The organism is Roseovarius gahaiensis (assembly GCF_011601345.1).
In the GTDB taxonomy this organism is placed as follows: domain Bacteria; phylum Pseudomonadota; class Alphaproteobacteria; order Rhodobacterales; family Rhodobacteraceae; genus Roseovarius; species Roseovarius gahaiensis.
In genome coordinates, this window is sequence record NZ_JAAORB010000068.1 from 1 (window position 1) to 8,027 (window position 8,027).

Sequence of the window (8,027 nt, forward strand, 5' to 3'; positions counted from 1 at the left end):
AAGTCTGCCCACGATCACGTGAAATCTATGCCCATGATCAGGTGAAATCAGTGCCCGCCATCACGCGAAACACGCAAGCCAGAGCTTCAAAGCGGAAATGCGCTGTGTCTAGACTATTCCGCTGGGACTAATGGGCCGCTAGTTACTTATGCATACGCTGCGGGCGACCTAGAGATAAACTTGTCGAGCGTGCTTTCACACCGGACGGAGAGTGAGCCGTGATGCGGTGTGTTGGATGTGATCAATGAATTCGTTCAGCGTAGGGGGCGCTACGTCAAGATCGGACATATCACTCCTGTGGAGCTTAATAAGCACATTGACTAAGTCAGAGTTTGAGAAAAATGTTGTCTGCAGACGCGGCTAAGGAAGATCGTATGCCTAACTCAAAATACAATGAAGACTTCAAGAAAAGGGTTGCGCTTGCAGCTTCTGACGACACCAGCACCTTAAAGGCGGTTGGGCAGAAGTTCGGCGTACACCCAACCCTCGTTAGAAACTGGAAACTTAAATACGGCCAAGGAGAGAACATGAGTGAAGAGCTAAACCCAGGATTGGTGTGGCACATTGATCGTGCGAAATTCTCGTTTGACGATGCTGATGAATACGAAGAGTGGAAGAAAGAGAAAAAGGTATTTTTTGAGTTCAGCCCCAGTCAATCGGACGACTTTGGTGAAGCTGTATTCGCGGATGCTTCAGAATGTGAAGATGATTTTGAGGTGAACGCTGATAGGGGTAAAGTCTCAATCACACTTGAGGAAGATGGACCAATTATATCTGCATGGGTAAAGGTCAGCGCTGATCTCGCTGAGGATCTTGACGAAGAGACACTTTCTGAATGGAGCAGCGACGAGGGCGGTTGGGCGAGCTGCAGCATTCATTTAGGTCCTTACGATGCATCAATCTCAGAGGATGATGGTGGAGACTGGCGCTTCGCTGAGGATAGTTGACTTGCTCGCAGTTGGCTTTGCGTAAGGCCTAAGAAATGTGTGATGTGCGTGCACGGCTCTATATGTTGTGCACGCTCATTTTTTCAGCACCAAACTTTCTTTTTAATCATAGAGCGATGCGTGGATATCTATTGAAGAATGCCAATTCTAGGCAGCGCAATTTCGTTGGGAAGTGTTTTTGGTCGCCCTTTATTTTTTTCTGCATCACATCAACCCAACCAGAAGATTTCTCAACGGATTCCATCATGAATTTCAGATATTCTAAGTAATGATCTTTTCTGTTGCAAAAGTAATTCAATTGGATGGGGCGCAAATTTTCGTTTCGATCAGCTGCTGCCTTGGCTTGAGCAGCCAGTTTTGAGTGAAAGCTGACTGCCACTCGTGAGTCCCAGATTGGGAAAATTTCCGGGTTCAGAAGATGCAGAAACTTGCTCGTTCCAACCCAAGACCCGTTGATCGGTGCGACATCATCAATTTGTGAAATGAATATCTCTGCCTCCTCCCAAGATTTGATCGCCTTTACTGTTTTTAATGGTGTGACCGAATCTATTTTTTCAATTTTAAAATCCTTTAGAATTGTTGGCATCCAGGCGTAAACTGCACAGGCTAAAGAATGTGCAGCGTCATGTTGTGGATCATCTCTTGATGCTTCTGCCAATTTTACCAAGGCTCGGTAGGAAGCTCCGTAGGTATCCTTCTGCAGATCTTCCCGCATCTTGCCTTTATTAAGTTGCGCGATAAACATGCTCGCGTGTTCCGTTGTGAAGCTCCTCGAAGCCAAAGCTATTTCCCTTTCATGGTAGGTTTATGTTCTTTGGGCATTTAAAGGCTTGGAAGCCTGAGCTGCTTCTTGAATAGAGTTTTCCATAACTTCTCTAAGCGGTTTCGGTGATATTATGCTTACTTGATTGCCCCACCGGAACAAATGCCAGCACATTTCGCGCAGCCCGCCTGCGCGGAATGAAACCGTCAAACTCCCGTCGGGCTCGTCAGTCATGACTTGTGTGGGATGAAACAAGTAAAGCCGAGCATCTGGGGCGGCTTCGGGTGAGAACCGCCAAACGACATCGTAGACATCTTCTTGCCAAATCCCGAAGGAACGCTGCATCCAGGCGCCAAGATCGAAGTCTTCCGGGCGCTCGAACACATTCTCAGTTCGTTCAATCCGCTCAAAGCCCGCCAAAGCAAAGAGCCGCACGTCCTTTGCATAGTCGCTGTATGCCACGAGATATTGGCGACCTTCGCCAAGCAGCAGCGCCAAGGGGCCAAGTCGCGCATTGCGACTTAGCAGGCCTGTTGCGCGTGCCCGATGATCTACTTCGATCCAGAGGCCTGCAAGGATCGCTTCGCGCAAGCTGTCTAGGATGTCGATTGGGATCTGTTCTCTCGGCCCAGGGCGTAACGCGACCCCGTCTGCTTCGAGTAGGGTTGCGATGTCGGGCTCGAGCCGAGTTCGCTTTGGTCCGGGTAAGCGCGCACGCAGACGGTCCATGAGTGTTTCTAGATGATCGGCGGTGGCGCTGTCTCCGGATTGGCGGGCAAGTTCAGCCCCCCGGTTAAGGGCTGAGATGTCGTCAATAGTGGGATCAGCGAGGCGCCCCGCGGTGCCCGGTGGTAGCCGCCAGCGTTTTCGCCCGCCTGGCTCGTGAAGCTCTTCTGTCTGAGGAAAGGCATCGCGGATTGCGTCGCGCATCCGCTCTGCGGTTCTGCGCGATACCTCATAGGTTTGCCCTATATCATCGAGTGAGAGGCCATCGGCCCGCCCCTGCATCTGCAGGGCTAGTCTGACAAGATCTGCCAATCGGCCATAACGCATTGAGGAGACTCCATTTCATTCAGATTGACGGAAACCCGTCATGGCTTCAAGCAGGTGCGCACTTGTGCCGACAATCTTCGCATTACGCGCAAGGGCATCTGGCTCAACGCTCCGCCCGAAACCCAACACGGCTGCGTGCATTCGGTTTGGCTTCTTGCTCGCGGTGAAGTTCCGCGATGATTGCGTCAGTTTCGGTTATACCGAGAAAGTTCGATCGCTTGGCCACAACCGCAAAATCACCTGGCGTCAGCTGATCTAGACCTTCCAGTCCTTGGGGCGGCTCTGTTTTGAAGAACCGCCGAAAACAAGCAGCACGCTGTTGAAGGTTCAGTGGCAAGAAGCTGATCTTCAAGCTGAAACGTCTGGCCGTTGCGGGGTCCAGTTGGTCGATCAGGTTGGTTGTGCAGGCGAAGGGCAGGGGGTGGCTCTCCATCCCGGTGAGCATTTCGTTGACTTGCGAGATTTCCCAGCGATGTGTTGCGCCATCGCGTGCGCCTAAAAGTGAGTCGGCCTCATCAAAGACTAGAAAAGCGGTGGTATCGCGCGCCTCTGCAAATGCATCAGCGATATTGCGTTCACTGCCGCCGACATAGCGGTCAAGCAGATCTGATGCGCGCCGTTCCAATACGGGCATCTGCATGCTTTCGGCGAGATAATGTGCGAATGCGCTTTTGCCGGTGCCAGGGGGGCCGCTTAAGCATAGCCCGCCGGTATTGGCAGGGCCGCAGGCGACAAAGCGCTCTGTTATCATAGCAAGATCGTGGTCCGCATTTGCCAGATCTGGTTCAAAGCCAGTGCTATTCTTTGCTGTGATTGGCGTGTGGCCGCCGCGGATCGCGCGGGAAAGTGCTCCGGCGGCCAGCTTAACGTCCTGTGCGCCTCCACCGGTGATCTGTGCGGCCCGAATTGCGCTATCTGCTAGGGCGGGCGCGTCATCCATGCTCTGTGCCAATTCCAGGCATAGGTGTTGGGGCAGTGGTACCTGATGGTGTTCAGCTCGCTTGCTCCAGATTTGGCTGCGTACTGAGACGGGCGGGGTCCTTAGCTCCAATGTGAAGGAAATACGCCTCAAAAAAGCAGGGTCGCAATCGCCTATATTGTTTGTGGTCCACAGAGTGGGGACCTGGTTGTTTTCTAACAGCCGGTTGATATGCACTTTTGAGCCGGTGCGTCGTAACGCCCCGCCGAATAGGCCCCCGTCCATTCCGGTGAATAAATCTTCCATTTCATCAAAGAGAATGATGCTTTTACCCTGATGCGCTAGAAGCCTCTGGCCGAGGCGCAGTTGTTGCAGGCGCTCAAAGCGCGAAGGTTCATCGCCATCATCATCCACTTCGCCAACGGCGTGAAGGCTGGCGCCCACTTGGTCGGCGAGAACCTTGCAGAATTCTGTTTTGCCAGTGCCTGGGGCGCCGTGAAGCAGGATATTCACTCCATGTTCGCTGCGCGCTACTGCCCCCTTTAACAGTCGGAATGCGAAATCGCGCCCAGCGCCAAGATGCTCAAAGTCATGCCAAGACACGGCAGATGCTGACACTGGATCAAAAAGTCTGTCGAGAATATCCCCAAGCCCACGTGATGGGGGATCAATGGCTTCAACCACGCGATTCAAAGGAACAATGCCGAGACCAGTGAAGTTGCCTCTTTCGAACTGGACAAGTCCAGACATCAGTAGCTTTCCGGAGTGCGATAGAGCTTGACGCACTTGGGCGGGCTCAAGCGCGGTGAGTGCCAAAACTGTTTCTTCGATTGAGAGGCGTGCGTCGTCGGTCAGAGAGTTACAAAGTGTTCTGACGGGTCCGCCGCGTGCCGCACGTATGGCAAGCTCCAGAATGGATGCTTCTGGCATGTTCAAATCCATGTGGCTTGCAAGCGCGTGAATGTTTTGGGCTAACAAGTCAGCTTTGGGCTGGCCTGTTACGTCCTGCTGTTGAGAAAGTTTTTGGTGAAGCTCTGCCCAAACCTCAGAAGGTATGCCCTTCTTTTTGAAGCGATCGATATCGGGATCCCAATCAAATCCAAGATCTTGGTCCTCAGTCCAGTTTGAAAGCTCGGTCGCCACCACACTTCTCGCCGAAAATTTGGATGCAAGTCGATGCGCTAGGGTAGTCAGGTAGAATTGTTCATATTTGTTTGTCATGCAGCCTCCGTACTGAGGCTTGATAGATAATACGGCCCTACGACAAATATGGACGTATAAGTGCTGTGATGTGTCAATCTATTGATGACGTATTGGGATCTTCAGCTTACAAGGTGGTATGAATTTCGCATTTTTTGATCTCGAAACCACCGGCACATCGCCTGCCTTCGACCATCCGCTGCAATTTGCGGCCATACTTACGGATGCGGACTTCCAGGAGATCGAGCGTGTCAATTTGCGTTGCCGCTTAGCACCACATGTCATCCCATCGCCGCAGGCTTTGGCGGTCACAGGAGTGCGGCCACATCAGCTGGTTGATCCTGAGTTGCCGAGCCTATTCGAGTTTGCTCAGGATCTAACGGCGCTTGTGGCGCGTTGGTCACCTGCGATCTGGACCGGGTTTAACAGTATCCGCTTCGACGAAGAGATGCTGCGCCAGATGTTCTACCAAAATCTGCAGCCTGAGATTTTCGCCACCCAGTTCCACGGCAATTCGCGCTTTGACATCATGACGGCCGTATTCGCCATGTTTCAGCGCCACCCCGATCTGTTCAACTGGCCCGTTGATGAAACCGGTCGTGTGCGCTTCAAGCTGGAGCGGCTAGCTCCAGAGAATGGTTTTGCAGGGCATAACGCCCATGACGCATTAGGGGACGTGGAGGCCACGATCCATATGGCGCGGCTGATCGCTGAGCGTACGCCCGATCTCTGGAAACTACTCCTGGCCAATCGCGACAAAGGGCATGTCCGGGCCCAGTTAGAACCGTATGCGCCGCTTGAGCTGATAGGACGCTTTGGCGCCGGCCCCCCGAAGGCGATCATGGGTTGTCTCTGCGGGTATGCAGATAAAAATCCGAACCAGGCTTACTTGTTTGATCTCGACGCGGTGGACCCACAAGATCTCATCAACGCGTCGGACGCAGACCTGATGGCGGCCATGGACAGCGAACCTCGCCTCTTGCGTTCCATATCGGTCAACAAAGTCCCCGTGCTATTGCCGCCCGTAACCGTGACAGATGAGCATCGTCGCCGTGCACGGGTGCTTGCAGAGGCCCCCGAGCTCCGGCGGCGACTGATCACCGCGATGACTGCGCGCTATGCGACGGTGATTCCTGCGGAGCCCCAACCTGTCGAAGAGCAGATATTCAATGGGTTCTATGATTGGAATGACAAGGCGGGCCTTAAGGAGTTTCAAGGGGCGGATTGGGGGCGGCGGCAAGAAATCGTGGCGGAGTTTCAAGATGCGCGCCTGCGCCAACTCGGCCGAAGGCTCTTGGCCTTCTATGCGCCCAAGCTTTTGTCAGAGCGGGGGCAACGCCAATACTCTGATTGGCGCCGCGGGCGTTGGGATGCCACGGGGGAGGACAAGGTTAAGTGGATGACCCTTGTAAAAGCGCGTCAAGCTATCTCCAAGATGAGAGGGTCAGGGCTTTATGAATCAGAAATGCTCGTGGAAATCGAGAATTTTATCGATGATTTCGGCGGTGCCGCAGTCGGACAAGGGTAGAGTTTACAATGCCAGCTATACAGAATGACCCGGATATCCGACAGGACGCATTCAGTCTCGATGAAAAGCTAACCGTTCAGCAGGTTCGGTTCGTAGGTGCACGACTTCGCGACTTGTTGGTGCGTTACCAAGCCGCCACACGCGATGAGCGGGTGCGGCCGATCGACTGGCCTGAATGGTCTGCCTTCATTGACGCGGCCTATTCCTGTGGCTTCGTCTGCAGCGATGGAGGTGATCACATGGGCGATCGAGCACAAACGCCGGTTTCCGAGTTTATGTACAGTCTCGAAGCTGATCTCAGTCGCGTTGAAAATCTCAGCCTGCGCGATCTTCGAAAGATACTGCATTATGTCCTGCGCAGTGAACGTTGGGGCGACGCTGGCGCGGATACGGGCGGCGGTGCAATCTGGAGGCTTATCACATCGCGGCTTGGTGATGCGGTTGCGCGGAGATTGGGAGCTTGAATGCGATGGCGGTAGTATCAGACGAATTTGATTATCTGCGGGACAAACATCGGCAGCATCGTGAGCAGAATTCTCCAGAACTGAACCTGCGCACCCATCGGTCCATCAGCTGGATAGCACGGGCGGCTGCGTTGATTGAAGAGGATCCAGATGCTGCATTCATTTTCAGCTGGATCGCTTTCAATGCGGCCTATGCCAAGGACATGGCTGACGACCCGGGGTCGTTTGCCCGTGCTGATTTCCAAAACTTTTTTGATGCATTGGTGCGGTGTGATCCGAGGGGACGGATCGCCCATGAGATCTGGTATCAGTTTGAAGGGGTCGTGGCCGAGCTTCTGGATAACAAATACATCTTCAGTCCGTTCTGGAAGTTCCACAATGGCGATGCCGAATATGACAATTGGGAACTGCGCTTTGGAAGTGCCAAGAAGGCAGCACAATACGCCATTGAGGAGCAGGAAACAGCGAAGCTTTTGAGCATCGTATTTGACAGGCTTTATGTGCTACGCAACCAGCTTGTCCATGGCGGCGCGACCTGGAACAGTCAGGTGAACCGCAAGCAGGTGCGTGATGGGGCAGAGTTATTGTTAAGCCTGCTGCCAGTGTTCATCGATACGATGCTGTCAAATCCTGATGAAGACTGGGGGGCGCCTTATTACCCAGTGGCAGATTGATGGGAGCGCCTGGTGTTGGACACTGCCGTAGGACTGCTCTTTCTAATCGTGGCCGCCATGGTCCTGATAGGGATGCTTGTCCTTTTGGTTCGCATTCTTACTAGCCGTCTGTTTCTTAATATTTCAGCGGTTCTCGCTTTGGTGTTCCTGGGTTTTCTTGCGCTTTTGATTGGTTTGGGAGGGTAGGCACATGATCATCCTGCACGAAAAGTATGATGTCTTACGGTGCAGTCGCCCTCATGAGCTCGCCGCGTCCGTGAGCGGACATAATGTGCTGTCGTTTTGCCGATGCCTTGCCTGCAACATGCCCAGCCCCACTTTGCTGGGCAACCATTTTTGCGGCCGATTTTGCGATGGTGATTGTTTTGGTCGATAAATAAACGTAATTAATTTCTCAACATTTTGTCTGACGTCAGCGCCTTTGGGACAGATTTGAGGTTTTCGTAACGGAGGATTTCTGGTTCATCGCAGCCACCAAG

At 53.1% G+C, this 8,027-nt stretch carries 7 protein-coding genes; 4 read left to right on the plus strand and 3 right to left on the minus strand.

Features of this window, described 5'->3' with window-relative positions:
- Positions 1–374: 374 nt before the first annotated feature.
- Positions 375–947 (plus strand): transposase, encoded by a 573-nt coding sequence (locus HAT86_RS16505; protein ID WP_231125953.1) that lies wholly within the window; start codon positions 375–377, stop codon positions 945–947.
- 106 nt (positions 948–1,053) lie between these two features.
- Here HAT86_RS16505 and HAT86_RS16510 read toward each other — a convergent pair whose 3' ends face one another.
- From HAT86_RS16510 to HAT86_RS16520, 3 genes are all read right to left on the minus strand, one after another.
- Positions 1,054–1,692 (minus strand): hypothetical protein, encoded by a 639-nt coding sequence (locus HAT86_RS16510; RefSeq protein ID WP_167200486.1) that lies wholly within the window; start codon positions 1,690–1,692, stop codon positions 1,054–1,056.
- A 60-nt stretch (positions 1,693–1,752) separates the two neighbouring features.
- Complete coding sequence (locus tag HAT86_RS16515; RefSeq protein WP_167200489.1) at positions 1,753–2,763, minus strand: helix-turn-helix transcriptional regulator; 1,011 nt, start codon at positions 2,761–2,763, stop codon at positions 1,753–1,755.
- Between the two features lie 103 nt (positions 2,764–2,866).
- The gene (locus tag HAT86_RS16520) at positions 2,867–4,903 is read right to left on the minus strand and encodes an AAA family ATPase (protein WP_167200492.1); all 2,037 of its coding nucleotides are present in this window, start codon (positions 4,901–4,903) and stop codon (positions 2,867–2,869) included.
- A 118-nt stretch (positions 4,904–5,021) separates the two neighbouring features.
- On the opposite strand from HAT86_RS16520, the gene HAT86_RS16525 reads away from it, so the two are divergent.
- Genes HAT86_RS16525 through HAT86_RS16535 form a run of 3 tightly spaced genes read left to right on the plus strand, consistent with a single transcriptional unit; the run spans position 5,022 to position 7,548 of the window.
- A complete protein-coding gene (locus HAT86_RS16525; protein ID WP_167200495.1) occupies positions 5,022–6,410 on the plus strand; it encodes an exonuclease domain-containing protein in 1,389 nt (462 codons plus the stop codon).
- An 8-nt stretch (positions 6,411–6,418) separates the two neighbouring features.
- Complete coding sequence (locus tag HAT86_RS16530; protein ID WP_167200499.1) at positions 6,419–6,874, plus strand: hypothetical protein; 456 nt, start codon at positions 6,419–6,421, stop codon at positions 6,872–6,874.
- Between the two features lie 5 nt (positions 6,875–6,879).
- A complete protein-coding gene (locus HAT86_RS16535) occupies positions 6,880–7,548 on the plus strand; it encodes a HEPN domain-containing protein (protein WP_167200502.1) in 669 nt (222 codons plus the stop codon).
- Positions 7,549–8,027 lie beyond the last annotated feature (479 nt).

Bases quoted from the DNA above. Each gene is read 5' to 3' on its own strand.
- HAT86_RS16535 (WP_167200502.1), top strand. From the start codon at position 6,880: ATGGCGGTAGTATCAGACGAATTTGATTATCTGCGGGACAAACATCGG.
- HAT86_RS16515 (WP_167200489.1), bottom strand. From the start codon at position 2,763: ATGCGTTATGGCCGATTGGCAGATCTTGTCAGACTAGCCCTGCAGATG.
- HAT86_RS16525 (WP_167200495.1), top strand. From the start codon at position 5,022: ATGAATTTCGCATTTTTTGATCTCGAAACCACCGGCACATCGCCTGCC.
- HAT86_RS16505 (WP_231125953.1), top strand. From the start codon at position 375: ATGCCTAACTCAAAATACAATGAAGACTTCAAGAAAAGGGTTGCGCTT.
- HAT86_RS16530 (WP_167200499.1), top strand. From the start codon at position 6,419: ATGCCAGCTATACAGAATGACCCGGATATCCGACAGGACGCATTCAGT.
- HAT86_RS16510 (WP_167200486.1), bottom strand. From the start codon at position 1,692: ATGTTTATCGCGCAACTTAATAAAGGCAAGATGCGGGAAGATCTGCAG.
- HAT86_RS16520 (WP_167200492.1), bottom strand. From the start codon at position 4,903: ATGACAAACAAATATGAACAATTCTACCTGACTACCCTAGCGCATCGA.